Genomic DNA, 26,947 nt, shown 5'->3' on the forward strand with positions numbered 1-26,947 from the left:
AGCGCCTAGCGGGCCTCGACCGGCACGAAGTCGCGCAGGACCTCACCCGTGTAGATCTGGCGCGGGCGGCCGATGCGGGAGCCGGGCTCCTTGATCATCTCGTGCCACTGGGCGATCCACCCCGGCAGGCGGCCGAGCGCGAACAGCACCGTGAACATCTCGGTCGGGAAGCCCATCGCGCGGTAGATCAGACCCGTGTAGAAGTCCACGTTCGGGTACAGGTTGCGCGAGACGAAGTAGTCGTCGGAGAGCGCGTGCTCCTCCAGCTTCAGCGCGATGTCCAGCAGCTCGTCGGACTTGCCGAGGGCCGACAGGACGTCGTGCGCGGCAGCCTTGATGATCTTCGCGCGCGGGTCGAAGCTCTTGTAGACCCGGTGGCCGAAGCCCATGAGCCGGACGCCGTCCTCCTTGTTCTTCACCTTGCGGATGAAGGAGTCGACGTCGCCGCCGTTGGCCTGGATGCCTTCCAGCATCTCCAGGACCGACTGGTTGGCGCCACCGTGCAGGGGGCCCCACAGGGCGCTGATGCCGGCGGAGATCGAGGCGAACATGTTCGCCTGCGAGGAGCCGACCAGGCGCACGGTGGAGGTCGAGCAGTTCTGCTCGTGGTCCGCGTGCAGGATGAGCAGCTTGTCCAGCGCCGAGACGACGACCGGGTCAAGCTCGTACTCCTGCGCCGGGACCGAGAACGTCATCCGCAGGAAGTTCTCGACGTAGCCGAGGTCGTTGCGCGGGTAGACGAACGGGTGACCGATCGACTTCTTGTACGCGTACGCCGCGATCGTCGGAAGCTTGGCGAGCAGCCGGATCGTCGAGAGATGGCGCTGCTTCTCGTCGAACGGGTTGTGGCTGTCCTGGTAGAAGGTGGACAGCGCCGAGACGACCGAGGACAGCATGGCCATCGGGTGGGCGTCACGCGGGAAGCCGTCGAAGAAGCGCTTGACGTCCTCGTGCAGCAGCGTGTGCTGGGTGATCTCGCTCTTGAACGTCGACTGCTGGTCGACCGTCGGCAGCTCGCCGTTGATGAGGAGGTACGCGACCTCCAGGAAGGTCGAGCGCTCGGCGAGCTGCTCGATCGGGTATCCGCGGTAGCGCAGAATGCCCTGCTCGCCGTCGAGGTAGGTAATGGCGGATTTATAGGCGGCAGTGTTGCCGTATCCGCTGTCCAGGGTCACGAGACCGGTCTGGGCCCGGAGCTTCCCGATGTCGAAGCCCTTGTCGCCGACGGTGCTGTCGATCACCGGGTAGGTGTACTCGCCATCGCCGAACCGCAGTACTACAGCGTTGTTAGCGTTCTCGCTCACGTCATCCCTCACCGACGTAGTGCCTCTTCTTCGAGGTGCCCTGACTGTCTCTACCATCCCCCATTTGGCTCAGCAGAGTGCACTCGGGGTCGCCCATTGGGCTTATTAGCGGCACTCAGTGCCGTCAACCTGCTCATCCTGCCCCCTTCGCCCCGGTTCTGGAAGCCCTAGGTGATGTTTCCCACCAAGGGCCCTCCTGACAGCCGATGAGCGAGTGCGGTAAAGCGTCTGCCTGCGGAAACCGTACGCACTGCCTGGCCGATCGCCTTGCGGGACCCCACCAGGACGACGAGTTTTCTGGCGCGGGTCACCGCCGTGTAGAGCAGGTTCCGCTGGAGCATCATCCACGCGCCGGTGGTGACCGGGATCACCACCGCCGGATACTCGCTGCCCTGCGAGCGGTGGATCGTGACCGCGTAGGCATGGGCCAGCTCGTCCAGTTCGTCGAAGTCGTAACCCACCTCCTCGTCCTCGTCCGTCAGCACGGTCAGCCGCTGTTCGTCCAGGTCGAGCGCGGTCACCACGCCCACGGTGCCGTTGAAGACACCGTTCTCGCCCTTCTCGTAATTGTTCCGGATCTGGGTGACCTTGTCGCCCACCCGGAACACCCTTCCGCCGAACCGCTTCTCGGGCAGGTCGGGGCGGGCGGGGGTGATGGCCTGCTGGAGGAGGCCGTTGAGGGTGCCCGCGCCCGCCGGGCCGCGGTGCATCGGGGCGAGCACCTGCACATCGCGCCGGGGGTCGAGCCCGAACTTGGCGGGGATGCGGCGCGCGGCCACGTCCACCGCGAGCCGCCCGGCGTCCTCGGTCTCCTCCTCCACGAAGTGGAAGAAGTCGCTGAGGCCCTGGGTGAGCGGGGGGACCCCCGAATTGATGCGGTGGGCGTTGGTGACCACGCCGGACTGCTGGGCCTGGCGGAAGATCCTGGTCAGCCGCACCCGTGGCACCGGGCCGCCCTCGGCGAGCAGATCCCGCAGCACCTCGCCCGCACCGACCGAGGGCAGCTGGTCCACGTCCCCGACCATCAGCAGGTGCGCGCCCGGGGCGACCGCCTTCACCAGCTTGTTGGCGAGCAGCAGGTCGAGCATCGAGGCCTCGTCGATCACCACCAGGTCGGCGTCGAGTGGGCGGTCCTTGTCGTACGCCGCGTCACCGCCCGGCTTCAGCTCCAGCAGGCGGTGGACGGTGGAGGCTTCGGCTCCGGTGAGCTCGGCGAGCCGCTTGGCGGCGCGGCCGGTGGGTGCGGCGAGCACCACCTTGGCCTTCTTGGCGCGGGCCAGCTCCACGACCGAGCGCACGGTGAAGGACTTGCCGCAGCCGGGGCCGCCGGTGAGCACCGCGACCTTGCTGGTGAGGGCGAGCCGCACGGCCTCCTGCTGCTCGGGGGCGAGCTCGGCGCCGGTGCGGTGGGCGAGCCAGGACAGGGCCCGCTCCCAGTCCACGTCCTGGAAGCCGGGCATCCGGTCCTCGCCGGTGCGCAGCAGCCGGACGACCTGGGCGGCCAGGGAGAGCTCGGCGCGGTGGAAGGGGACCAGATAGACGGCGTTGACCCGCTCGGCCCCGCCCTGCGGCCCGGGCACCGCCTCGCGGACGACGCCCTCCTCGGCGACCAGCTCGCCCAGGCAGTCGATCACCAGGCCGGTGTCGACCTGGAGGAGCTTGACCGAGTCCGCGATCAACTGCTCCTCGGGCAGGAAGCAGTGGCCCTGGTCGGTGGACTGGGACAGGGCGTACTGCAGGCCGGCCTTGACGCGCTCCGGGCTGTCGTGCGGGATGCCGACCGCCTGGGCGATGCGGTCGGCGGTGAGGAAGCCGATGCCCCAGACGTCGGCGGCCAGCCGGTAGGGCTGGTTCCTCACCACGGAGATCGAGGCGTCCTCGTACTTCTTGTAGATGCGCACGGCGATGGAGGTGGAGACGCCGACGCCCTGGAGGAAGACCATCACTTCCTTGATGGCCTTCTGTTCCTCCCAGGCGGCCCCGATCAGCTTGGTGCGCTTGGGGCCGAGGCCGGGCACCTCCACCAGGCGACCCGGCTGCTGCTCGATGACGTCGAGCGTGTCCGTGCCGAAGTGCTCCACGATGCGGTCGGCGATGCGGGGGCCGATGCCCTTGATGAGGCCTGAGCCGAGGTAGCGCCGGATGCCCTGGATGGTGGCGGGCAGGACCGTCGTGTAGTTCTCCACCGTGAACTGCTTGCCGTACTGCGGGTGGGAGCCCCAGCGGCCCTCCATCCGCAGGGATTCGCCCGGCTGTGCGCCCAGCAGCGAGCCCACCACCGTCAGGAGGTCGCCACCGCCGCGCCCGGTGTCGACCCGGGCGACCGTGTAGCCGTTCTCCTCGTTGGCATAGGTGATCCGCTCCAGGACCCCTTCGAGCACCGCGAGATTGGACATGATCCGACGCTACCCGGGGCCTCGGACACCGCGGAGCGCCTGTGGACAACTTTCCCGGGCGGCCCGGGCGTTCGGCGGGTCCGGGACGCGCACGGGCCCGCGCGCGGGACATTCAAGGGGGCCCGGTCCGTATGACCGGGCCCCTCGATTCCCTCCCCATTCCCTCCCCTGCCGGCGTCCCCTCGGACCCCCCCGGATCCCTCCCCGGAACACCGACGCCAACTAAGACACCCGTCACGCCAGAAGGGTTGTACAACTGCGGGCAGTTATTTTTCCGGAATCTTCAGATACCGACAAAGGGGGCAGTCGGGTCTTTCCGCCGCCGTCCGGTCTCACGCCGCCTTGAGATAGCCCCCGTCCACCACGAGGTCCACCCCCGTCGTGCTGCCCGACCTCGGCGAGACCAGCAGGGCGACCGCGTCGGCCACCTCCTGCGGGGTCACCAGGCGGCCGGTCACCATGTTCATCATCTGCGGCGCCAGGGTGTCCATCACCGTGTCGCGGTCCGAGCCCGCCAGGGCCGCGATCACATCGGCCGCGCCGCCCTCCTCGGTCCACCACGCGGTCCGTACCGCCCCGGGCGAGACGGTGTTGAAGCGGACGCCCTGCGGGGCGTACTCCTCCGACAGGACCTTGGTGAGGTTGGTCAGGGCCGCCTTGGCCGATCCGTACTCGGCGTTGCCGACGGCGGGCTGGCGGGCCAGGGCCGTGGAGACGGTGACGACCGAGCCGCCGCCGTCGGCGAGCAGGTGCGGCAGGGCGGCGCGGACCGTCCGTACCGCCGAGAACAGGTTGAACTCGAAGATCGCGGACCAGTCCGGGTCGTCCGCGTCCAGGAACGAGGTGCGCGGCAGGGACACGCCGGGCGGCGGGCCGCCCGCGTTGTTGACCAGGACGTCCAGCCCACCGAACTCCTCGACCGTACGGGCCACCACGCGCGCGGGGGCCGCGGGATCCATGAGGTCGGCGGATACGTGGACCAGGCCGGGCCGGGCCAGCTTCTCCAGCTCCGGGCTGGTGCGGCGGGAGACCGCGACCACGCGCGCGCCCTCGTCCAGCAGGGTGCTCACCACGGCGAGGCCGATGCCCTTCGATGCGCCCGTGACGAGCGCGGTGCGGCCGGAAAGGTGCAGGTCCATGGGGTGTCTCCCTTGGTGGCGGCCTTGCCCCCGAAGGGGGCGAACCGGAGGCCGTGCCCACGATCCTGCTCGGCCGCGCCCCCATCGGCTGGCGGGAATCCGTCAGCGAACTCCGCCCCGGCCGCACCCCCGAAAAGCCCCCTCCGGCTGCCGCCACGCGCGCGCGTACGCGCGTGCCGCCTTGGGGAGAACCACTCGCCCCGTCACCGCCCCCGCTACGCGCGCGTGCGTCCCGTCGAGCCCCGGACCATCAGCTCCGCGTGCACCGTGGCGATCCCGCCCGGCGGCACCGGCTCCTTGCCCATCGCGAGCCGGCCCGCCCGCGCCCCCGCCTCGTACAGCGGCAGCCGTACGGTCGTCAGGGCCGGGACCGCGTCCGCGCTGAACGGGAGGTCGTCGAAGCCCGCCACCGACACGCCGTCCGGGACGGACAGCCCCCGGTCCCGCAGGGCCGCGCAGACGCCGAGCGCGACCGTGTCGTTGGCGGCCACGACGGCCGTCAACGACGGGTCCCGGCGCAGGAGTTCATTGGTGGCGTCATAGCCGGAGCGGCGGTCGTACGAGCCGTGCACGAGCGGGCCCGGCGCCACGTCCGCGTCCGCGAGCGCCGCGAGGTGGCCCTCGACGCGGTGCCGGGTCGTGGTGCGCTCCTCGGGGCCCGCCACATAGCCGATGCGGCGGTGGCCCAGGCCGAGCAGATGCTCCGTCAGGCGGCGGCTGCCGCCCCGGTTGTCGAAGGTGAGCGTCGCCGTGGCCGGTCCGGCGCTCCGCGCCTCGCCGCCGGGCCCGGTGAGGGCCAGCGGGGGCCGTCCGCACAGGACGATCCGCGCCCCCGCCTCCGCGAGCCGCCCCAGCTTGGCCGCGACCGCCGCCGCGTGCGCGGGGTCCTCCAGGGCGCCGCCGGTGAGGATGACGGCCGCCGCGCGCTGGCGCTGGAGCAGAGTGAGATAGGTGAGTTCGCGCTCGGGCGAACCGCCGGTGTTGCAGACCACCGCCAGCTTCTCGCGGGGCCCGGGGCTGCCGCCGATCTCGGACTGGGCGGCGCCCGCCATGATCCCGAAGAAGGGGTCGGCGATGTCGTTGACGAGTATGCCGACCAGGTCGGAGGTGGCGGCGGCGAGGGAGCTCGCGGGCCCGTTCAGGACGTAGTCCAGCTCGTCCACGGCCCGCAGGACGCGTTCGCGGGTGGCCGCGGCGACCGGGTAGTTGCCGTTGAGCACCCGCGAGACGGTCGCCGGGGACACCCGGGCGCGCGCCGCCACATCCGCCAGGGTCGCTGTCATCTCTGCCTCCGGGCACGTCTCGTGGGCACGTGGAGTGGTCCGCCGCGCGCCTCTTGTCGGCGGCGCTGTGCGCAGGCTAGCGTCCCCCTCGATAGAAAGCGCTTGCTACGCCGGTTACCAGTGAATCGCCGCTCGATCACCGCCACCCCCGGCGCCCCTGAACGAAGGGGGCCGATGGGACGAAGGGGACTTCAGATGACACCGACGTCTGCCCATCCGACGCCACCGGCATCCGCCCACCCGACGCCACCGATGCCCGCGAGCCCGACGCCCCCGGCGTCCCCGGCGTCCGCGCGCCGGACCGTGCGGATCGCCATGAACGGCGTCACCGGCCGGATGGGCTACCGCCAGCACCTCGTACGCTCCCTGCTCGCCCTGCGCGACCAGGGCGGCCTCGACCTCGGCGACGGCACGGTGCTGTGGCCCGAGCCGGTCCTGGTGGGCCGCCGGGAGTCCGCGCTGCGGGACATCGCCGGACGCCACGGGCTCGCCCACTGGTCCACGGACCTGGACGCGGTGCTCGCGGACGACTCCGTGGAGATCTACTTCGACGCCCAGGTCACCTCCGCCCGCGAGGAGGCCCTGGCCAGGGCGATCACCGCGGGCAAGCACGTCTACACCGAGAAGCCCACCTCGACGGGCCTGTCCGGTGCCCTGGAGCTGGCCAGGCTCGCCCGGGATGCCCAGGTCAAGCACGGCGTCGTCCAGGACAAGCTCTTCCTGCCGGGCCTGCTGAAGCTGAAGCGGCTCATCGACGGCGGCTTCTTCGGGCGGATCCTGTCGGTGCGCGGCGAGTTCGGCTACTGGGTCTTCGAGGGCGACTGGCAGGAGGCCCAGCGCCCTTCGTGGAACTACCGCGCCCAGGACGGCGGCGGCATCGTCGTCGACATGTTCCCGCACTGGGAGTACGTCCTGCACGAGCTCTTCGGCCGCGTCACCTCCGTACAGGCGCTGGCGACCACGCACATCCCGCAGCGCTGGGACGAGAGCGGCAAGCCCTACGACGCGACGGCCGACGACGCCGCCTACGGGATCTTCCAGCTGGAGGGCGGCGCGGTCGCCCAGATCAACTCCTCCTGGGCGGTCCGGGTGCACCGGGACGAGCTGGTCGAGTTCCAGGTGGACGGCACCGAGGGCTCGGCGGTGGCGGGGCTGCGCACCTGCCGCGTCCAGCACCGGGCCGCCACCCCCAAGCCGGTGTGGAACCCGGACCTGCCCGCGACCGAGGAGTTCCGCGCGCAGTGGCAGCGGGTGCCGGACAACGCCGGGTTCGACAACGGCTTCAAGGCGCAGTGGGAGCTGTTCCTGCGCCATGTGGCACTCGGCACCCCCTACCGCTGGGACCTGCTGGCGGGCGCGCGCGGGGTGCAGCTGGCCGAGCTGGGGCTGCGGTCCTCCGCCGAGGGCCGCCGCCTCGCGGTGCCGGAGATCGTGCTGTGAGCCTGCTGCTGCCGCGCGCGGACGGCACGCTCCTGCGGTACGAGCCGCGCCCGGACCCGGTCGCCGTCGCCCCGGGCGGCCCGCCGCTGTCCCGTACGGTCTTCTCCGCCGCGCACGTCGTCGCCGACCCGTACGCCGAGACCGCGCCCGGGGGCCCGGCCGCCCTCGACTGGGAGAGCACGCTCGCCTTCCGCCGCCATCTGTGGTCGCACGGGCTGGCGGTGGCGGAGGCCATGGACACCGCCCAGCGCGGGATGGGTCTGGACTGGCCCACGGCCGCCGAGCTGATCCGGCGCTCGGCCGCCGAGGCCCGCGCGGTCGGCGGGCGGATCGCCTGTGGAGCGGGCACCGACCAGCTGGCGGGGGCGGCCTCACTGGACGAGGTGCGGGCCGCGTACGAGGAGCAGCTCGCCGTCGTCGAGGGCGCCGGCGCCCAGGCGGTCCTGATGGCCTCGCGCGCGCTGGCGGCGGTGGCCCGCGGCCCGGAGGACTACCGGGCGGTGTACGGACGGCTGCTGGAGCAGACCGGGCGGCCGGTGATCCTGCACTGGCTCGGCCCGATGTTCGACCCGGCGCTGGCGGGCTACTGGGGCTCGGCCGACCTCGACGCGGCCACCGAGACGTTCCTGGCGATCGTCGCCGCCCACGCGGGGAGGATCGACGGGGTGAAGGTGTCGCTCCTGGACGCCGGCCGCGAGGTGGAGCTGCGGCGTCGGCTGCCGGACGGGGTGAAGTGCTACACCGGGGACGACTTCCACTACCCCGAGCTGATCGAGGGCGACGATGAGGGCTTCAGCCACGCCCTGCTGGGGATCTTCGATCCGCTGGGCCCGCTCGCGACGGACGCGGTACGGGCGCTGGACGCGGCCGATCCGGCGGGCTTCCGCAAGCGCCTGGACCCGACGGTCGGCCTCGCCCGCCACCTCTTCGGGGCGCCGACCCGCTTCTACAAGACCGGGGTGGTCCTGCTCGCGTGGCTCGCGGGCCACCAGGACCACTTCACCATGGTCGGCGGCCTCCAGTCGGCCCGCTCACTGCCGCATCTGGCGCGGGCCTACGAACTGGCCGACGGCCTCGGCCTGTTCCCGGACCCGGAGGCGGCCGCCTCCCGGATGCGCGCCCTGCTCACGGTCCACGGAGTCACCTCATGAGCCACGCCCCCCTGTCCCGCCTCAGCATCAACCAGATGACCGTGAAGCAGCTCCCGCTGCCCGACCTGGTCCGCGCCTGCGCCGAGGCGGGCGTTGCGGGTGTGGGGCTGTGGCGCGAACCCGTGCGGGCGTACGGCGTGGAGGCGGCCGCGCGGCTGGTGCGGGACGCCGGACTGGACGTCACCACCCTGTGCCGGGGCGGCTTCTTCACCGCGAGCGAGCCCCTCGCGCGCGCGAGGGCGATGGACGACAACCGGGCGGCGCTCGACGAGGCGGCGGCGCTGGGCACCGACACCCTGGTGCTGGTCTCGGGTGGACTGCCCGAGGGCAGCCGGGACCTGGCCGGCGCGCGCGAGCGGGTCGCGGACGCGCTGGCCGAGTTGGGGCCGTACGCGCGCGCCCGGGGCGTACGGCTGGCGATCGAGCCGTTGCACCCGATGTACGCCTCGGACCGCTGTGTCGTCTCCACCCTCGGCCAGGCCCTGGAACTCGCGGAGCGGTTCCCGGCGCGGGAGGTGGGGGTGGTCGTGGACACCTACCACCTCTGGTGGGACGACCTGGCCCCGGCGGCGGTGGCCCGCGCCGGGGCGGCCGGCCGGATCCACTCCTTCCAACTGGCCGACTGGATCACCCCGTTGCCCGCCGGGGTCCTGACCGGCCGGGGCCAGCTCGGGGACGGGGTGATCGACCTCCCGGCGTGGTACGAACGCGTCGGCGCGGCGGGCTACACCGGCCCGGTGGAGGTCGAGCTGTTCAACGAGGAGCTGTGGGGGCGGGACGGGGTGGCGGTGCTGAGGGAGACGGTGGAGCGGTTCACGGCCGTGGTGCGGGGCGGACCGGCGGCGCCCCTCGGCGCCCCGGCCGGGCGGGCGGGCCGATGAGCGGGCGGACGCGGTACGCGTTCTCCACCCTCGGGGTGCCGGGCCTGCCCGTCGCCGAGGTGGCGCGCCTCGCCGTCGCGCACGGCTACGACGGGGTGGAGCTGCGCGCCCACCCCGAGGAGCCGGTCCACCCCGGCCTGGACGCCCGCCAACGGGCGGCGGTGGCCGAGGAGTTCGCGGCGCACGGCGTGAGCGTGCTCACCGTCGCCGGTTACGCGCGCGTGGCCGACCCCGACGACACCGAGCCGGCCGAGGCGCTGGTGGACCTCGCGCACGACCTCGGCGCCCCGTACGTGCGGGTCTTCCCCGGCGGCCGGGGCGGCCCGGACGACGACGAGATCGCCGTGCGGCGGCTGCGTTCGGTGTGCGCGCTCGCCGCCGAGCGGGGGGTGCGCGTCCTGCTGGAGACGCACGACTCGCACCGCACGGGCGCGGCCGTCGCGCGCGTCCTCGACCGGGTCGGCTCGCCCTCCGCCGGGGCCCTGTGGGACGTGATGCACACCTGGCTCGGCGGCGAGAGCCCCGCCGATTCGTACGCCGCCCTCGCCCCGCACCTGGGGTACGTCCAGGTCAAGGACATCGCATCGGCCGAGGACACCACGCCGCTGCCGCTCGGGGCCGGGGTGCTGCCGCTGGCGCAGGCGCTGGCGCCGCTCGGGGCCGGGGACTGGCTGTGCTGGGAGTACGAGAAGCGCTGGTACCCGGAGGCGGCCGCGCTGCCGGGGCTGCTGACGGCCGGGCGCGAGCGGCTGGCCGCTCTGGTCCACCGCTGATCCGCCCGGGCCGGGTGTCGTCGTGGCGTCCCGCTCCTCGGCGCGCCCGCCCGGATCGGGGCCCGGCGGTGCGCGCCCCCTTGACCGGCAATAACTTTCCGGTTATCCGTTCGGTTTGGAAGTTTCTTCCAGACCTAGGGATGGAGTGCCCGTGTCGTACCGCACCTCCAGACGCACCCTCCTCACCGGCGCCGCCGCGAGCGCCGCCGCGGCCGCCGTGGGGCCCGCGCTCCCCGCGTACGCCGAAACACCGCGCGCCCCCGCCGCCCGGCTGCGCCGGTTGGTCTCCCGGATGTCCCTGGCGGAGAAGGTCGGCCAGCTCTTCGTGATGCGGGTGTACGGACACTCCGCGACCGCGCCCGACCAGGCCGACATCGACGCCAACCTGAGCGAGCTGGGCGTCCGCACCGCCGCCGAGCTGATCGCCAGGTACCACGTCGGCGGGATCATCTACTTCACCTGGGCGCACAACACCCGCGACCCGCACCAGATCGCCGCTCTCTCCAACGGCATCCAGCGGGCGGGCCTGTCCCAGGCCACGCCCGTACCGCTGCTCATCGCCACCGACCAGGAACACGGCATCGTGTGCCGGGTCGGCCGCCCCGCCACCCTCTTCCCGGGCGCGATGGCGCTCGGTGCCGGAGGGTCGGCGCGCGACGCCCGCACTCTCGGACGCGTCGCCGGGGCCGAACTGCGCGCGCTGGGCATCCGGCAGAACTACTCCCCCGACGCCGATGTGAACGTCAACCCGGCCAACCCCGTCATCGGGGTGCGCTCCTTCGGCGCCGACCCGGCGGCGGTGGCCCGGATGGTCGCCGCCGAGGTCCGCGGCTACCAGGAGGCGGGGGTCGCGGCGACCGCCAAGCACTTCCCCGGGCACGGCGACACCACGGTCGACAGCCACACCGGCATCCCGGTGATCACCCACACGCGAAAGCAGTGGGAAGAGCTGGACGCGCCGCCCTTCCGGGCCGCGGTCGCCGCCGGGATCGACTCGATCATGACCGCGCACATCCAGTTCCCGGCGCTGGACGCGACCAACGACCCGGCGACGCTGTCGCACCCGATCCTGACCGGCATCCTGCGCGAGGAGCTCGGCTACCGTGGGGTCATCGTCACCGACTCGCTGGGCATGCAGGGCGTCCGGGACAAGTACGGCGACGACCGGGTCCCGGTGCTCGCCCTGAAGGCCGGGGCCGACCAGCTGCTCAACCCGCCGGACCTGGCGGTGGCCTGGAACGGCGTGATGGCGGCGGTCACCAGCGGCGAGATCAGCGAGGCCCGGCTGGACGAATCGATCCTGCGGGTGCTCGAACTCAAGGAGCGGCGCGGTCTGTTCAGCCACCCGTACGTCTCGCGGGAGGCCGTGGACCGGGTGGTCGGCACCCGGCCGCACCTCGCCGCCGCCGACGCGGTGGCCGAGCGCACCACGACCCTGCTCGCCAACACGGCAGGACTGCTGCCGCTCTCCCGCCGCCTGCACCGCGACGTCCTGGTGGTGGGCCCCGACCCGGCCTCCCCCTCCGGGACGACCGGGCCCCCGACGACCGTCCTCGCCGAGGCCTTCGCCGAACTCGGCTTCACCGCGAGCGCACTGCCGACCGGGACCCTGCCCTCGCAGGCGCAGATCGACGCGGCGGTGGCGGCGGCGCGCGGCAAGGACGTGGTGGTCGTGGGCACCTACAACGCGGGAGCGGGCGGGGCGCAGGCCCGGCTGGTGGCGGCGCTCGGCGCGAGCGGTGTGCCGGTGGTGCACCTCGCGCTCCGCAACCCGTACGACATCGCGCACCTCAGCGGATACACGGCCTCGCTCGCCACCTACTCCTGGACCGATGTCGAACTGCGCGCCGCGGTACGGGTCGTCGCGGGCCGCGCCGAGCCCGCCGGGCGGCTGCCGGTGGCGGTGCCGCGCGGGGACGATCCGGCCCGGGTGCTGTACCCGATCGGCTACGGGCTGTCGTACCGGAGATAACCCCCGGGCCCTCTGGCGTGTTCTCGGCGTGAGAGGTCACGCTGGAGCGGGGGGTCGGACATGTACGAGTACGGTGCCACAAGACTGGTTCGGGCCGTTTCGGCCGCGTTCTGCGCCGGGACGCTGCTCCTGACGGGCTGCCGGCAGGAGCCGGGCGCCGCGGCCGTCCCGGACTCGTCCGTCCCGCCGCCCTTCGGCGCCACCTTCCTCGGCGCCGGGGACTGCGCGGCGCGCGGGCGGGCGTTCCGCGAGGTGGCGTGCACCAGCGAGCGGGCGGTGGCCCGGGTCCTGGTGCGCCGGGAGGGGACGCGGACGGCCGGGGCGGCGGGCTGCCCGGCGGAGACGGACTTCGTCCTGTACATCGGGGGCGAGGGCGCCTCCGGCTACGCCTGTATGCGCAACCTGGAGGCGCCCCACCCGGGCGACCCGGGGATGGGCGGCGGCCCCTACACGGTGGTGGGCGACTGCGTGTACCACGCGGGGCCGGACCTGGTGAAGGAGACGCCGTGCGACGGGTCGGGCCCCAACGCCGCCGAGTTCAAGGTCACTTCGGCGGTGCCGCGCCGCCCCGACTGCCCCGCCTCGACGGCGCTGTACGTGCGGCTGCCGGGAGGCGGGGACAGGGTGGGGTGTGCGCGGCGGCTGTGAGCCGTGGCGCTACGGCCGCAGCGTCGGCTCGCGCTCGACGGACGAGCGGTCGAGCCGGGCGTCGAAGGCCGCCAGCGGCCTGGCCTTTGCGGCGGTCGCAGCCGGCAGGCCCGCCCACCGCAGGATCGCCGACGTCGCCGTCGACTTCTCCCCGGCCGCCAGCCCCGCGACCTTGGAGCCGTGGTTGCCGCCCGCGACGGTGAACACGTACGAGTCACGCGCCCCGCGCCCGAGACGGAAGCGCTCCGCGCCCCACGGGTCGTTCTGGCCGTACACGTACAGCATGCGGTCGGCGTGGTGGCGCACCCAGGTGTCCACGTGCGCCATCGCCAGCGGCTGGAAGCGCATCGGGATGGAGCGCGGGACGAAGTGGCGCGGCGGCTGGTAGCCGTAGCGGCTCAGACCGCGCAGCCAGGGCTGCTCGATGGTGGGCGAGCCCAGCTGCGTACCGGCCTGGTAGTAGTACGGCGTGTACGGCTCCAGGCCCTGGTCGGTGTAGAACGAGAAGCCGGAGATCGTGTCGACCGTGTCCCAGATCGCCTGATCGGTGGCGTGCGGCGCGTCCGCCGGGACGGTCGCGCAGTCGGCCAGCAGGCTGTACTGCCAGAAGGCCCACACGTAGTCGAGCACGACCGCCTCGTACGACTTGTCGAGGGAGCCGGTCGTGGTGAAGGTGTAGCCGTTGGCCTTGGCGTACTCGGCGTACTTGGCCTCCAGCGGCTTGCGGCGCACCAGCGCCTCGCGCTGCACCGCCTGGAGCTTGTCCCGGCACTCCTTGGTGCCGACCGTCTTGAAGAAGCGGTCGTACGCGGAGTCCTCGTCGTTGACGACGTCGTTGGGGGCGACGTAGGCCACCACGCCGTCCATGTCGCGGGGGTAGAAGCGCTTGTAGTACGTCGCCGTCATCCCGCCCTTCGAGCCGCCCGTGGTCAGCCAGTTCTTGCCGTAGAGGGGCTTGAGGGCCTGGAAGATGCGGTGCTGGTCGCTGGCCGCCTGCCAGATGTCCAGCTTGCTCCAGTCGGCCGGGGCGGGCCGGGAGGGGGTGAAGTAGCGGTACTCGACCGAGACCTGGTTGCCGTCCACGATCTGGGTCGGCTCGCTGCGGCTGGGGTTGGTCGAGACGTTGTAGCCGCTGGTGTACATGACGGTCGGGCGGCTGGTGTCCTTGTGCAGCAGGGTGATCCTCTGCTGGAAGGTGCCCGCCCCGGGACGGTGGTGGTCCACGGGCTGGGTGAAGTTGAGGACGAAGTAGCGGTAGCCCGCGTAGGGCTTCTCCTCGACGAGGCTCACCCCGGGTATCGCCAGGATGCGGTCCTTGATGTCCGGCTCGGCGGCGGTGGCCGCCCCTGCCGTGGCTCCCGCCACGCTCACCGTGCCTATGAGCACGACGAGTGAAAGAAGCCATCTGAGCGTCTTGCGCATGCACTCTCCCCTGGGGTCACGACGTGACGCGATCGTCGTGAACCTAGCGGGGGCAACACCAGTGCGACCAGACCCAGTTGTGCCACCGGGCCCATGGCAGCGTTGTCATCCTGTCCTCAGGGCCGTCTCAGCACAGGATCCAGCCCGTCGAGCCGCCCCTGCCCGCCACCGAGCCCGAGGCCCGTACACAGCGGTTGATGGCGTGCACGGTGACCGGGCCCGCCTGCCGGGTGAACCGGCCGCTGTCGGAGACCGGGCCGCCGCCGCGCGCCTGGATCGTCACCGACATCTGCCGCCGGGCGCCGGGAGACTTCGCCACGGCCACCGCGCACGCGTAGCCGTGCGTCTTGTAGACCCGCAGCTCGCCGGTGGCGAACGAGACCTTCCTGACCTGCCGTCCGCCGCACGAGGCCGCCGCGTCGGCGCTGCCCGCGCCCGGGCCGAGCACGGCCAGGGCCACCGTCGACAGCACGACCGCCAGGCCCGGTCCCGCCCGGTCCCGCAGCCCCCGCCTTCCCCCACCGAACACACTTGCCTCCTTCCGTCACATGAGCGTATGTGAGTACGGACGCGCGGAGGCTACCGGCGGTTGCGCGGCGGGCGGGGCGGCCGGTCAGGCATTGCTCCCGATCATCGCCACGAAGACGGCCTCGGCGAGTATCTGGATCCACAGGCCCGCCGTCCGCAGTTCCTTGGCGTGCCGGGCGCGGTCGGGCACGGCCAGGACGAAGACGAACGCGAGACCGGCGGCCCACAGGGCCCAGCTCATCTGGGTGCCGCTCGCCCCGTGGGAGGCGCAGTCCGTGTAGTAGTCGGCGTAGGTCACACACCGGGAGAACCGCTCGGAACAGGCCACGGCCAGCCCCACCAGGACGACGGCCGGGATCAGCCCGAACGCCGAGAGCACGGCGGCCGTACGCAGCCGGGACAGGGAGCGCCGCTGGGCGGGGGCGGGCGTGGACGCGGTGTTCGTGGTCATGCCCCGATCCAACCGGGGACGGCCCGCCGCGCGGACCGTCCCCGGTACTCATTCGTCTGTGTGCGCGTACTCAGACGCTCACACCGCCGCGGGCTCGTCCTCGCCGATGAAGGTGCGCCACAGGCTCGCGTACCGCCCGCCCCGGGCGAGGAGTTCGTCGTGGGTGCCGTCCTCGACGACCCGGCCGTGGTCCATCACCACCACCCGGTCGGCGCGGGCGGCCGTGGTGAGGCGGTGGGCGACGACCAGGGTGGTGCGGCGGCCGGTGAGCCGGTCGGTGGCCTGGTTGACCTGGGCCTCGGTCGCCAGGTCCAGGGCGGCGGTGGCCTCGTCCAGGAGCAGCACGTCCGGGTCGACGAGCTCGGCGCGGGCCAGCGCGATCAGCTGGCGCTGTCCGGCCGAGAGGTTGCGGCCGCGCTCGGCCACCTCGTGGAGGTAGCCGCCGTCCAGCGTGGCGATCATGTCGTGCGCGCCGACCGCGCGGGCGGCGGCCTCCACCTGGGCGTCCGTGGCGTCGGGCCGCCCGTAGGCGATGGCGTCCCGGACGGTCCCGGCGAACAGGTACGCCTCCTGCGGCACGACGCCGAGGCGGTGGCGGTAGGCGGTGAGGTCGAGGTCGCGCAGGTCGGTACCGTCGACGGTGACCCGGCCGCCGGTGGGGTCGTAGAACCGCGCGACCAGCTTGACCAGCGTGGACTTGCCCGCGCCCGTCTCGCCGACGAAGGCGACCGTCTGCCCGGCCGGAATGCTCAGGTTCACGCCCGACAGGGCCTCCTCCTCGTCCCCGTAACGGAAGTCGACCTCCTCGAAGGCGATCTCGCCGCGCAGCGAGGAGACCTCCCTCGGCTCCCCGGCCGCCGCCGTGGAGGTCGGCTCGCGCAGCAGCTCCTGGATGCGCTTGAGGGAGACGGCCGCCTGCTGGTAGCCGTCGAAGACCTGCGAGAGCTGCTGTACGGGAGCGAAGAACAGGTCGATGTAGAGGAGGTAGGCGACGAGCGCGCCCGTGGTCAGGGTGCCCGCGTCGACCCGGTGGGCGCCCACGATCAGCACCGCGGCCGCGGCGACCGAAGACAGGAGCTGGACGAAGGGGAAGTACACCGAGATCAGCCACTGGCCGCGGATACGGGCCGAGCGGTAGTCGGCGCTGCGGGCGGTGAAGCGGGCGGCGCCGTCGCGCTCGCGGCCGAAGGCCTGCACGATCCGCAGTCCGCTCACCGACTCCTGGAGGTCGGCGTTGACCCCGGCGACCCGCTCGCGGGCCAGCTCGTACGCCTTCACGCTCTGCCTGCGGAAGAAGTAGGTGCCCAGGATCAGCGGCGGCAGGGTGGCGAAGACGACGAGCGCCAGCTGGAGGTCGATGACCAGCAGCGCGACCATGATGCCGAAGAAGGTGACGACGGCGACGAACGCGGTGACCAGGCCGGTCTGGAGGAAGGTGGCCAGGGCGTCCACGTCCGTGGTCATCCGGGTCATGATCCGGCCGGTCAGCTCGCGCTCGTAGTAGTCCAGGCCGAGCCGCTGGAGCTGGGCGAAGATCTTCAGCCGGAGGCTGTAGAGGACGCGCTCGCCGGTGCGCCCGGTCATCCGGGTCTCGCCGAACTGCGCGGCCCACTGGATCACCACGGTCAGCAGGGCCAGCCCCGCCGCCGCCCACACCGCGCCGAGCGCCATCCTGGTGACGCCCCGGTCGATGCCGTGCCGGATCAGCACCGGCAGCAGCAGGGACATGCCCGCGTCGACCGCGACCAGCGCGAGGCTGACGGAGAGCGGCTTGCCGAAGCCCTTGAGCAGGCGGCGCAGGCCGTAGGACTCCTCGGGCCGCACGGCCCTGGCCTCGTCGATCCCGGGGGTGTCGGTGGCCGGGGGCAGCGCCTCGACCTGAGCCAGGAGCTCGGGGGTGGCCGGCATCCCGCCGGGGGCGGCGGAGACCGGCTTGTCCTCGCGGATCCACAGCGGGGGCGTGATGCCCCGCTCGGCGTCGAACTCGGCGTCCAGCTCGTCCCGTACGGTCCGGTCCTCCACCGCCTCCACCGGCACGATGTGGCCGGGCGAGACCGCGCCCAGCTCGTCCGGGTCGGTCAGCAGCCGGCGGTAGAGCGCCGAGTCGCGTTGGAGCTCCTCATGGGCGCCCAGCGCCGCCAGGCGGCCCTCGTCGAGGACGGCGATGCGGTCGGCGAGGTTGAGGGTGGAGCGGCGGTGGGCAATGAGCAGGGTGGTGCGCCCGGCCATCACCGACTTGAGGGCTTCGTGGATCTCGTGCTCCACGCGCGCGTCCACGGCCGAGGTGGCGTCGTCCAGGACCAGCAGGCGCGGGTCGGTGAGGATGGCGCGGGCCAGAGCCACGCGCTGGCGCTGGCCGCCGGAGAGGGTCAGACCGTGCTCGCCGACCGTGGTGTCGTAGCCCTCGGGCAGACCGGCGATGAACCCGTCCGCCTGGGCCGCGCGCGCGGCGGCCTCGATCTCCTCCTGGGTGGCGTCGGGCCTGCCGTACGCGATGTTGGCGCGCACGGTGTCGGAGAAGAGGAAGCTGTCCTCCGGGACCAGGCCGATGGCGGAGCGCAGCGAGGCGAGCGTCAGCTCGCGCACGTCGTGGCCGCCGACCAGGACGGCCCCGTGGGTGACGTCGTAGAAGCGCGGCAGCAGCAGCGAGACGGTGGACTTGCCGGAGCCCGAGGCGCCGACCACGGCGACGGTCTCGCCGGGCGAGATCTCCAGGGAGAAGCCGTCCAGGACCGGGCGCCCGTCCTCGTACGCGAAGCTCACGTCGTCGAACTCGACCGTGGCGGGCGCGTCGGCGGGCAGCTCCTTGGTGCCGTCCGCGATCGACGGCTCGGTGTCGATCAGCTCCAGGACGCGCTCGACGCCCGCCCGGGCCTGCTGGCCGACGGTGAGCACCATGGCCAGCATCCGCACCGGCCCGACGAGCTGCGCCAGATACGTGGAGAAGGCGACGAAGGTGCCGAGGGTGATCTCGCCCCGGGTGGCCAGCCAGCCGCCCAGGGCCAGCATGGCGACCTGGCCGAGCGCGGGGACGGCCTGGAGGGCGGGGGTGTAGCGGGAGTTCAGCTTGATCGTGCGCAGCCGGCCCGCGAAGAGTCTGCGGCCGACCTCGCGGAGCTTGCCGGTCTCCTGCTCCTCCTGGCCGAAGCCCTTCACCACGCGGACGCCCGAGACGGCGCCGTCGACGACGCCCGCGACGGCCGCCGCCTGGCCCTGGGCGTACCAGGTGGCCGGGAAGAGCCGGTTGCGGCTGCGCCGGGCGATGAACCACAGGGCGGGCGCCACGGCCAGCGCCACCAGGGTGAGCAGCGGTGAGAGCCAGGCCATGACCGCCAGGGAGATCACGAAGAGCAGGATGTTGCCGATGGTCATCGGCAGCATGAAGAGCAGGCCCTGGATGAGCTGGAGGTCGCTGGTGGCGCGGCCGACCACCTGGCCGGTGGAGAGCTCGTCCTGGCGCCGCCCGTCGAGCTTGGTGATCGTCGCGTACATCTCGGTCCGCAGGTCGTGCTGGACGTCGAGGGCGAGACGGCCGCCGTAGTAGCGGCGGATGTACGTCAGGACGTACACGACGACGGCCGAGGCTATGAGCACGCCCGTCCACACGGCCAGGGAGCGGGTGTGGGAGCCGATCACGTCGTCGATGATCACCTTGGTGACCAGCGGGACCAGAGCCATCACCGCCATGCCGCCGAGCGACGACCCGAGGGCCAGCACCACATCTCGCCGGTACCGCCAGGCGTACCCGGTGAGCCGTCGTGCCCACCCTTGCTCTGCCGCCGCCACTGGTGCCTCCCGTGTGTCCGCTCCGCCGGAAGGCTCCAACGCCGCCACCGGCGGATTTCATCCCGCCGCAACGTCCGGCGACGGAAAAACCCGCCCCTGGTCCTGCGACCGGGGCGGGTTTTACGGGGCGCCTCCGCGGCGGGACTAGCGGTTCGGGACCACCGTGACCAGGTCGCGGCCCGCGGGTGCCTCGGGCACCGGCGGGATGGCCTCGCTCGCCACCGAGGGCCGCGTCGGCCTGTGCCAGGGCCTGCCGCCCTCGGCCGGGCGGCCGATGTCGGCGTGGACGGCGCGGGCGACGGCCTCGATGGTGCTGATGCCCTGGCTCATCGTGCTGTTGTCCTCGGTGAGGACCGCCAGGCCGTAGTCGTGGCCGCCGTCGGTGAAGGCGCCGATGCTGTGCACCCGCCAGCCGTGCGTGGCGCGCGACAGCCAGCCGTTCTTCACGTGCACGGTCGTCCCGCCCTGGACACCTGCGGGGGTGCCCCAGCGCTGGTCCGAGCGGACGCGGTTCATCAGGCCGAGCTCGTACTCCCGGGCGTCGTCGCTGAGCACCGAGTTGTGGGAGGTCAGCAGCGCCAGCAGCTTGGCCTGGTCGCGGGCGGTGATCCGGGTCAGGCCCCAGTAGCCGCCGGAGCCCGGCGTCGTCTGGGTCATCCCGGCGGCCTTGAGGAAGGCGGACACCTTGGAGGTGCCGAGCTGCTTCCACAGGGCGGTCGTGGAGTCGTTGTCCGACGCGGTGATCATCTTGGTGGCCAGCGCGCGCTCGTTGGAGGTGAGCGAGCGGTGGTGGTTGCCGGCGTCCCACAGCAGCGTCGCCAGCACGGTGGCCTTGACCACGCTCGCGGAGTCGAAGGTGTCGGTCGCGCGCAGCTCGCACTTGGTGCCGGTCGAGCGGTCGTACAGCGCCACGGCCGTCAGCGACGAGTGGCCCTTGAGCGCGGCGGTGATGTCCTTGGTCAGCTTGGCGGCGAGACCGGCCTTGGCGGAGGTGCAGCTCACGGTCGTCGCCGCGGCGGCCGGCGTCGCGGCGACGGCCACCGGCGCGAGCACGCCCGCGGCGACGGCCAGCGAGAGCGCGCCGCGGCGCGCCCGGCGGGATATGCGGGAGGTGCGGGGTTGTCTGGGCAAAGCGGTTCCGTCCCCTGGAGATCGTCAGGTGGGCGCACCCCCGTGGTACGCCCACCTGAGATGACTCGTCGAGGACGCGATAGTTGCCCGGCAAAGGCGCCGGACTCTGTCACAGCTCTGTCACCGGCGGTCGCCTATCGCCCCATACCGGACAGGCAGGGGCGGACGGAGACGTCAGCGGTGGGTCGGGGCGAACATGCGCGGGACGACGGGCAGCACCACGACCGAGGGGCCGGGGGCGGCCAGGGCCTTGGTGAGGTCCTCCGCCAGGCTCTGCGGCGTGGTGCGGGCGGCCGGTACGCCGAAGGACTCGGCCAGTGCCACGAAGTCGGGGCGGGTCAGCTCGGTGCCGGTGGCGCTGCCGAAGGCGTCGGTCATGTAGGCCCGCAGGATGCCGTAGCCGCCGTCGTCGACGATGAGCCAGGTGACGTCCAGGCCGTGCTGGCGGGCGGTGGCCAGTTCGGCGACCGAGTACATGGCACCGCCGTCGCCCGAGACCGCGAGGACGGGGGTGCCGGGCTCGGCGACGGCCGCGCCGAGGGCGGCGGGGAAGGCGTAGCCGAGGCCGCCCGCGCCCTGCGCGGAGTGCATGGTGTTGGGGTGCCGGGCGTCGAAGGCGGACCAGGCCCAGTAGCCCAGGACCGTCATGTCCCAGAACGACGGGGAGCGCGGCGGCAGCGCCGAGCGGATCGAGGCCAGCAGGGACTGCTCCGGCTCCAGGCCCTGCCCGGCCAGACGGGCCGCGATCTCGTCCAGGACCAGCCGCACCCGGGCCGGAGCGTACGGGTCGGGGCGCTCGCCCACGGTCTCCAGCAGGGCCTGGAGCGCGAGCCGGGCGTCGGCGTGGATGCCGAGGGCGGGGTGGTTGGACTCCAGCTTGCCGAGGTCGGCCTCGATCTGGACGACCCGGCCGCCGGGGAGGAACGTGTGGTAGTTCGACGACAGCTCGCCCAGGCCCGAGCCGACGACGAGGAGGACGTCGGCGTCCTCCAGGAAGTCGGTCATGTGCCGGTCCTCCAGCCAGGACTGGAGCGACAGCGGGTGGTTCCAGGGGAAGGCGCCCTTGCCGCCGAAGGTGGTGACGACGGGGGCGTTCAGACGCTCGGCGAGCTGCCGGAGCTTGCCGGCCGCGTCCGACCGTACGACACCGCCACCCGCGATGATCACGGGCCGGACTGCGGTCTGGAGCCAGTGGGCCGCGAGGGCGGTCAGCTCCGGGCGCGGCACGAGTTCGCGCGGGGTCGCGTCCACGCCCGTGACCTCGGGGAGCACGGTCTCGGCGAGGAGCACGTCCTCGGGAATCTCCACCCAGACCGGCCCGTGCGGGGCGGTCAGCGCCGACTCCCAGGCGGCGGCGAGGGCCGAGGGGATCTGGGAGGGGGTTCGGACGGGGTGCACGGACTTCACCACGTCCCGGAAGGACGCCGTCTGGTCGCGCAGCTCGTGCAGATGGCCGCGGCGGCCGCCGCCCAGGCCCTCGGTGGGGACCTGACTGGAGATCGCCACCACCGGGGCGCTGGCCGCGGCCGCCTCCTGGAGGGCGGGCAGCGAGGCGAGGGCGCCGGGGCCGGTGGAGAGCAGCAGCGGGGCGGCCTCGCCGGTGATCCGCCCGTAGGCGTCGGCGGCGAAGCCCGCGTTGCTCTCCGTGCGCAGCCCGACCAGGCGCAGGTCGGAGCGGCCCACGGCGTCGAAGAGGGCGAGCGCGTGCTGACCGGGGAGCCCGAAGACGGTGGTGGCGCCGAGCCCCCGCAGGGTCTCGACGACGAGGTCGCCGCCGGTGCGGCCGGGCGGCGGGTTGAGGGCCGCCTCGGTCTGCCGCGGCGTGGGCCGGAGCACCGGGTCGTGGTGGTCGTGGGTCACTGCGCGTCCTCTTCCGGGAGCGGGGCCCGTCGCCGGGCGGCCGGCACGGCGGCCGCCCGGCGACGTGTGAACGTCACTTGCCGGTCTGTCCCGCGCTTTCGGCGCGGGCCGCCGCGATCTGCCGGGACATGATCGTGGTGAGCTCGTAGGCGGTGTGGGAGGCCGCGACCGAGGTGATCTCGGCGTGGTCGTAGGCCGGGGCGACCTCCACGACGTCGGCCGAGACCAGGTTGCACGAGGCCAGGCCCCGCAGGATCTCCAGGAGTTCGCGGGAGGTCATGCCGCCCGCCTCCGGGGTGCCCGTGCCGGGGGCGTGCGCCGGGTCGAGGCAGTCGATGTCGATGGAGATGTAGAGCGGGCGGTCGCCGATGCGCTGGCGCAGCTGGTCGGCGACCTCGTCGGCGCCGCGGCGGTAGACGTCGGCCGAGGTGACGATGCCGAAGCCCATCTTCTCGTCGTCGGTGAGGTCCTGCTTGCCGTAGAGCGGGCCGCGGGTGCCGACGTGGGAGAGCGCCTCGGTGTCGAGGATGCCCTCCTCGACCGCGCGGCGGAACGGGGTGCCGTGGGTGTACTCGGCGCCGAAGTAGGTGTCCCAGGTGTCCAGGTGCGCGTCGAAGTGGAGCAGCGCGACCGGGCCGTGCTTCTTGGCGACGCTCCTGAGGAGGGGCAGCGCGATGGTGTGGTCGCCGCCGAGCGTCATCAGGCGGGCACCGGTGCCGAGCAGGTCGTCGGCGGCGGCCTCGATGGTGTCCACGGCCTCGTTGATGTTGAACGGGTTCACCGCGATGTCGCCGCCGTCCGCGACCTGGGCGAGCGCGAAGGGCGAGGCGTCCTGCGCCGGGTTGTAGGGGCGCAGCAGACGGGAGGCCTCCCGGATGGCGTTGCCGCCGAAGCGGGCGCCGGGCCGGTAGGAGACACCGCTGTCGAAGGGCACGCCGACCACCGCGACATCGGCGGTGCCGACCTCGTCGAGACGGGGCAGCCGGGCGAAGGTCGCGGGACCGGCGTACCGCGGGACGCGGGACGAGTCGATCGGACCGCGCGGCGTTTCGTTGCTGCTCATGGGGAGGGCCCTTCGTTTCGGCGATTCGTGCGGTCTGTGCGGTTCGCGCACTTCACACGGTTCATGCGGTTCACCACGACGATAGGTCGCCGGACAGCGACACTGAAGTGTACGTTTCCTCCACTCCCGACGCCGATGATGGAGGGTTCATCCACCATGGCGGACGCCTCCGTCCCTCCCACCACTCCCGTCCCGCTCTCGGCCCTGCTGACCCGGACGGGCCTCGGCCTGCGGCGGATCGCCGGGCCGCCCGAGGCGGATGTGCACTGGGTGCACACCTCGGAGATGGCCGACCCGTATCCGTATCTGCTGGGCGGGGAGCTGCTGCTGACCGCGGGCGTGCAGCTCACCGAACCGGAGCGGTACGCGGCGCGGGTCGCCGAGGCGGGCGCGGCGGCGCTCGGCTTCGGCGTCACCCCGGTGTACGACACGGTCCCGGCGGCCCTGGTCGACGCCTGCGAGCGGCACGGGCTGCCGCTGCTCGAAGTGCCGCCGACCACCACGTTCGGGGCGGTCGCCCGGGCGGTGTGGGGGCTGATGACCCGGGCCCGCCACCATGAGCTGCGCCGGGTCGCCCGGGCCCAGCAGGGGCTCGCCGCGGCGGCGTCGCGCCCGGACCCCGTCCCGGCGGTCCTGCACCAGCTCGCGGTCCGGCTCGGCGGCTGGGCGGGACTGCTCGGCCCCGAGGGCGTTGTCCTGCGGGCGGCGGGGCGGGATCCGTCCCCGGAGGTGGCGGCGGCGCTGCGCCGACTGGCGGCGGTGGTGGCCCCGGCCGCCCCCGGCTCCCCCGCGTCCGCCACCGACACCGGCGCGGGCCCGCACCTCGCCGCCTACGCCCTGACCGGGCCGCGGCACCTGGTGCTCGCGACCGTGACCGAGGGGCGCGAGGCGGGCGACCACACCGTCGCCGGGGTCGCCTCCGTGCTGCTCTCCCTGCTCACCGCGGACCGCCAGGGCGCGGGCGAGGCCGCCCGCTCTGCCGCGCTGGTGCGACTGCTGCTCGGCGCGGCCCCGGCCGAGGTGGCTCCGCTGCTCGGCGAGGCGCCCTGGACCGTCGTCCACGCGCGCGGGGAGGGGGACCCGCCCGACCTCGGCAGCCCGCTGGTGGAGGCGGGCGACGGCCACGCGCGCGTACTCGTCCCCGCAGGGCGGGAGATCGCCGCGCGCCCCGGCTGGACGCTGGGCGTGAGCGCGCCCGTCGCGGCCGGGGAGCTGGCCGCCGCCGACGCCCAGGCGGCGCGGGCCCTGCGCCGGGCCGAGGCCACCCGGTCGGCGCTGGTGCGCCACCGCACCGGCGGTTACGCCTCGCTGGTGGACCCGCGGGAGGCCGCGGCGTACGCCCGCGCGCTGCTCGCCCCGCTCTCCGAGCCGCTGGTGGCGACCCTGCGCACCTGGCTCTCGCTGCACGGCAGCTGGGACCGGACGGCCGTGGAGCTCGGGGTGCACCGCAACACCGTCCGCCAGCGCGTGGCCCGCTGCGCGGCGCTGCTGGACGCGGACCTGGACGACATGGACGTCCGCACGGAGCTGTGGCTCGCGCTACGGAGTGCGCCGGGACGTGCTGAGCCTCACTCTGGACAGTGCGAGTGACCGCCGGGTAACTTCGTCTTTCAAACTCTGAGCAAGCGCTTAGCCCAGCCGCCGCCACCGTCAGAAGGAGAGCGTCCGTGCGCCGCACCGTATTCAACGAGGACCACGAGGCGTTCCGGGACACCATCCGGGCCTTCATCGAGGCCGAGGTCGTGCCGGTCTACGACGAGTGGTTCGCCGCCGGCCAGGCGCCGCGCGACTTCTACTACAAGCTCGCCGAGCTCGGCGTCTTCGGCATCCGCGTCGACGAGGAGTACGGCGGCGCCGGCATCGAGTCGTACAAGTTCGAGGCCGTCATGTACGAGGAGACGGCCCGCGCGGGCGTGCAGTTCGGCGGCTCCGGCGTGCACGTGCTGCTGGGCCTGCCCTACATCAAGATGCTCGCCAGCGACGAGCAGAAGAAGCGCTTCCTGCCCAAGTTCGTCTCGGGTGAGGAGATGTGGGCGCTGGCGATGACCGAGCCGGGCACCGGCTCCGACCTCGCGGGCATGAAGACCACCGCCAAGCTCTCCGAGGACGGCACGCACTACGTCCTCAACGGCGCCAAGACCTTCATCACCGGCGGCGTCCACGCCGACCGCGTGATCGTCTGCGCCCGCACCGCCGCGCCCACCGCCGAGGACCGCCGCCACGGCATCTCGCTGTTCGCCGTCGACACCAAGGCCGAGGGTTACTCCATCGGCCGCAAGCTCGACAAGCTCGGCCTGCGCACCTCCGACACCGCCGAGCTGGCGTTCGTCGACGTGAAGGTCCCCGTGGAGGACCTCCTCGGCGAGGAGAACAAGGGCTTCTACTACCTCGGCCACAACCTCGCCTCCGAGCGCTGGGGCATCGCCTTCGGCGCCTACGCACAGGCCAAGGCCGCCGTCCGGTTCGCCAAGAACTACGTCCAGGAGCGCACCGTCTTCGGCAAGCCGGTCGCGCACTTCCAGAACACCAAGTTCGAACTGGCCGCCTGCCAGGCCGAGGTGGACGCCGCCGAGGCGGTCGCCGACCGCGCGCTCGAAGCCCTCGACGCGGGCGAGCTGACCCCGGCCGAGGCCGCCTCCGCCAAGCTGTTCTGCACCGAGGTCGCCCACCGCGTCATCGACCGCTGCCTCCAGCTGCACGGCGGCTACGGCTTCATGAACGAGTACCCGATCGCCCGTCTGTACGCCGACAACCGGGTCAACCGGATCTACGGCGGCACCAGCGAGATCATGAAGTCGATCATCGCCAAGGACATGGGTCTGTGACCGAGGCTCTGGATGCCCTGCTCGATCTGCTCGACCTGGAGCAGATCGAGCGGGACTACTTCCGGGGCCGCTCCCGCTCGGCGCTCGTCCCGCGCGTCTTCGGCGGACAGGTCGCGGCCCAGGCGCTGGTCGCCGCGGGCCGCACCGTCCCCGAGGACCGCCTCGCGCACTCCCTGCACGCCTACTTCCTGCGCGCCGGGGACCCGGGCGCGCCGATCGTCTACATGGTCGACCGCATCCGCGACGGCCGCTCCTTCACCACCCGCAGGGTCGTCGCGGTCCAGCACGGCCAGCCGATCTTCCACCTCTCGGCGTCCTTCCAGACGTACGAGGAGGGGCTTGAGCACCAGGTGGACATGCCGCCCGCGCCCGACCCCGAGTCACTGCCGACGGCGGCGGAGATGCTGCCGCGCCATCTGCCGGCGGACGTCGCCGCCCGGCTGGTCGAGGCGCGCGCCGCCGTCGATCTGCGCTACGTCGACGTGCCGCCGTGGGGCAGCGTGGGCACCGCGCGCGAGCCGCGCTCGCAGGTGTGGTTCCGGACGAACGGCAAGCTCGCGGACGACCCTTCCCCGGACTCCGTCTGGGGCGATCCCCAGCTGCACATCGCGCTGGCCACCTACGTCTCCGACATGACGCTGCTCGACTCGGTGCTGCTCGCGCACGGCCGGGGCGGCTGGGCGGTCGGGGACGTGGTGGGGGCGTCCCTGGACCACGCGATGTGGTTCCACCGCCCGTTCCGGGCCGACGAGTGGCTCCTGTACGACCAGGAGTCCCCCTCGGCCTCGGCGGGCCGGGGCCTGGGCCAGGCCCGCATCTACACCCAGGACGGCCGCTTGGCGGTGACGGTGGTCCAGGAGGGCGTAGTCAGGGTCCCCCGGCCCTGAGCACCCC

General features: G+C 73.0%; 20 protein-coding genes. 9 read left to right on the top strand and 11 right to left on the bottom strand.

The features are described 5' to 3' along the window. Positions 1-5: 5 nt before the first annotated feature. The 4 genes from ACZ4MU_RS13485 to ACZ4MU_RS13500 form a co-directional block, all read right to left on the bottom strand. Positions 6-1,304 (bottom strand): citrate synthase, encoded by a 1,299-nt coding sequence (locus ACZ4MU_RS13485; protein ID WP_101388377.1) that lies wholly within the window; start codon positions 1,302-1,304, stop codon positions 6-8. 167 nt (positions 1,305-1,471) lie between these two features. Then, complete coding sequence (gene recD2, locus ACZ4MU_RS13490; RefSeq protein ID WP_467875043.1) at positions 1,472-3,700, bottom strand: SF1B family DNA helicase RecD2; 2,229 nt, start codon at positions 3,698-3,700, stop codon at positions 1,472-1,474. 332 nt (positions 3,701-4,032) lie between these two features. After that, positions 4,033-4,839 carry an SDR family NAD(P)-dependent oxidoreductase gene (locus tag ACZ4MU_RS13495; RefSeq protein WP_467875046.1) on the bottom strand — a complete coding sequence of 269 codons (807 nt, stop codon included), beginning with the start codon at positions 4,837-4,839 and terminating at the stop codon, positions 4,033-4,035. 215 nt (positions 4,840-5,054) lie between these two features. Beyond that, entirely contained in the window at positions 5,055-6,122 is a 1,068-nt protein-coding gene (locus ACZ4MU_RS13500; protein WP_467875049.1) for a LacI family DNA-binding transcriptional regulator, read from the bottom strand. A gap of 252 nt (positions 6,123-6,374) precedes the next feature. Between ACZ4MU_RS13500 and ACZ4MU_RS13505 the strand changes: the two genes are divergently transcribed. From ACZ4MU_RS13505 to ACZ4MU_RS13530, 6 genes are all read left to right on the top strand, one after another. Beyond that, entirely contained in the window at positions 6,375-7,562 is a 1,188-nt protein-coding gene (locus ACZ4MU_RS13505) for a Gfo/Idh/MocA family protein (protein ID WP_467875522.1), read from the top strand. Further along, entirely contained in the window at positions 7,559-8,713 is a 1,155-nt protein-coding gene (locus ACZ4MU_RS13510; protein WP_467875051.1) for a dihydrodipicolinate synthase family protein, read from the top strand. The genes ACZ4MU_RS13505 and ACZ4MU_RS13510 overlap by 4 nt, the downstream gene beginning before the upstream one ends. Further along, the gene (locus ACZ4MU_RS13515) at positions 8,710-9,594 is read left to right on the top strand and encodes a sugar phosphate isomerase/epimerase family protein (RefSeq protein WP_467875054.1); all 885 of its coding nucleotides are present in this window, start codon (positions 8,710-8,712) and stop codon (positions 9,592-9,594) included. The genes ACZ4MU_RS13510 and ACZ4MU_RS13515 overlap by 4 nt, the downstream gene beginning before the upstream one ends. Beyond that, on the top strand, positions 9,591-10,367 hold the full coding sequence (locus ACZ4MU_RS13520) for a sugar phosphate isomerase/epimerase family protein (protein WP_467875055.1): 777 nt from the start codon (positions 9,591-9,593) through the stop codon (positions 10,365-10,367). The genes ACZ4MU_RS13515 and ACZ4MU_RS13520 overlap by 4 nt, the downstream gene beginning before the upstream one ends. A gap of 151 nt (positions 10,368-10,518) precedes the next feature. After that, positions 10,519-12,339, top strand: a complete 1,821-nt coding sequence (locus ACZ4MU_RS13525; protein WP_467875058.1) for a glycoside hydrolase family 3 protein — start codon at positions 10,519-10,521, stop codon at positions 12,337-12,339. 60 nt (positions 12,340-12,399) lie between these two features. Continuing rightward, a complete protein-coding gene (locus ACZ4MU_RS13530; protein ID WP_467875061.1) occupies positions 12,400-12,987 on the top strand; it encodes a hypothetical protein in 588 nt (195 codons plus the stop codon). Between the two features lie 9 nt (positions 12,988-12,996). Here the strand turns inward: ACZ4MU_RS13530 and ACZ4MU_RS13535 are convergent, their stop codons facing one another. The 7 genes from ACZ4MU_RS13535 to speB form a co-directional block, all read right to left on the bottom strand. After that, entirely contained in the window at positions 12,997-14,409 is a 1,413-nt protein-coding gene (locus ACZ4MU_RS13535) for a S28 family serine protease (protein ID WP_467875064.1), read from the bottom strand. Between the two features lie 127 nt (positions 14,410-14,536). After that, entirely contained in the window at positions 14,537-14,938 is a 402-nt protein-coding gene (locus ACZ4MU_RS13540; protein WP_467875067.1) for a hypothetical protein, read from the bottom strand. A gap of 84 nt (positions 14,939-15,022) precedes the next feature. Beyond that, the gene (locus ACZ4MU_RS13545) at positions 15,023-15,388 is read right to left on the bottom strand and encodes a hypothetical protein (protein WP_467875070.1); all 366 of its coding nucleotides are present in this window, start codon (positions 15,386-15,388) and stop codon (positions 15,023-15,025) included. Positions 15,389-15,466: 78 nt separating this feature from the next. Then, positions 15,467-19,174: an ABC transporter ATP-binding protein gene (locus tag ACZ4MU_RS13550; RefSeq protein ID WP_467875073.1), complete on the bottom strand. Its 3,708-nt coding sequence runs from the start codon at positions 19,172-19,174 to the stop codon at positions 15,467-15,469. A 144-nt stretch (positions 19,175-19,318) separates the two neighbouring features. Beyond that, on the bottom strand, positions 19,319-20,227 hold the full coding sequence (locus ACZ4MU_RS13555) for a serine hydrolase (RefSeq protein WP_467875525.1): 909 nt from the start codon (positions 20,225-20,227) through the stop codon (positions 19,319-19,321). Between the two features lie 252 nt (positions 20,228-20,479). Then, positions 20,480-22,165 (bottom strand): thiamine pyrophosphate-binding protein, encoded by a 1,686-nt coding sequence (locus ACZ4MU_RS13560; RefSeq protein ID WP_467875076.1) that lies wholly within the window; start codon positions 22,163-22,165, stop codon positions 20,480-20,482. A gap of 73 nt (positions 22,166-22,238) precedes the next feature. After that, the gene (speB, locus tag ACZ4MU_RS13565) at positions 22,239-23,228 is read right to left on the bottom strand and encodes an agmatinase (protein WP_467875078.1); all 990 of its coding nucleotides are present in this window, start codon (positions 23,226-23,228) and stop codon (positions 22,239-22,241) included. Between the two features lie 156 nt (positions 23,229-23,384). On the opposite strand from speB, the gene ACZ4MU_RS13570 reads away from it, so the two are divergent. The 3 genes from ACZ4MU_RS13570 (at position 23,385) to ACZ4MU_RS13580 (ending at position 26,940) form a co-directional block, all read left to right on the top strand. Beyond that, the gene (locus tag ACZ4MU_RS13570; protein ID WP_467875080.1) at positions 23,385-24,818 is read left to right on the top strand and encodes a PucR family transcriptional regulator; all 1,434 of its coding nucleotides are present in this window, start codon (positions 23,385-23,387) and stop codon (positions 24,816-24,818) included. A gap of 77 nt (positions 24,819-24,895) precedes the next feature. Continuing rightward, positions 24,896-26,053 (top strand): acyl-CoA dehydrogenase family protein, encoded by a 1,158-nt coding sequence (locus ACZ4MU_RS13575; protein WP_467875082.1) that lies wholly within the window; start codon positions 24,896-24,898, stop codon positions 26,051-26,053. Next, positions 26,050-26,940, top strand: a complete 891-nt coding sequence (locus tag ACZ4MU_RS13580; RefSeq protein ID WP_467875083.1) for an acyl-CoA thioesterase — start codon at positions 26,050-26,052, stop codon at positions 26,938-26,940. The genes ACZ4MU_RS13575 and ACZ4MU_RS13580 overlap by 4 nt, the downstream gene beginning before the upstream one ends. The last annotated feature ends 7 nt before the right edge of the window (positions 26,941-26,947 follow it).

The sequence above is a fragment of the Streptomyces sp. NPDC026377 genome, assembly GCF_055567715.1.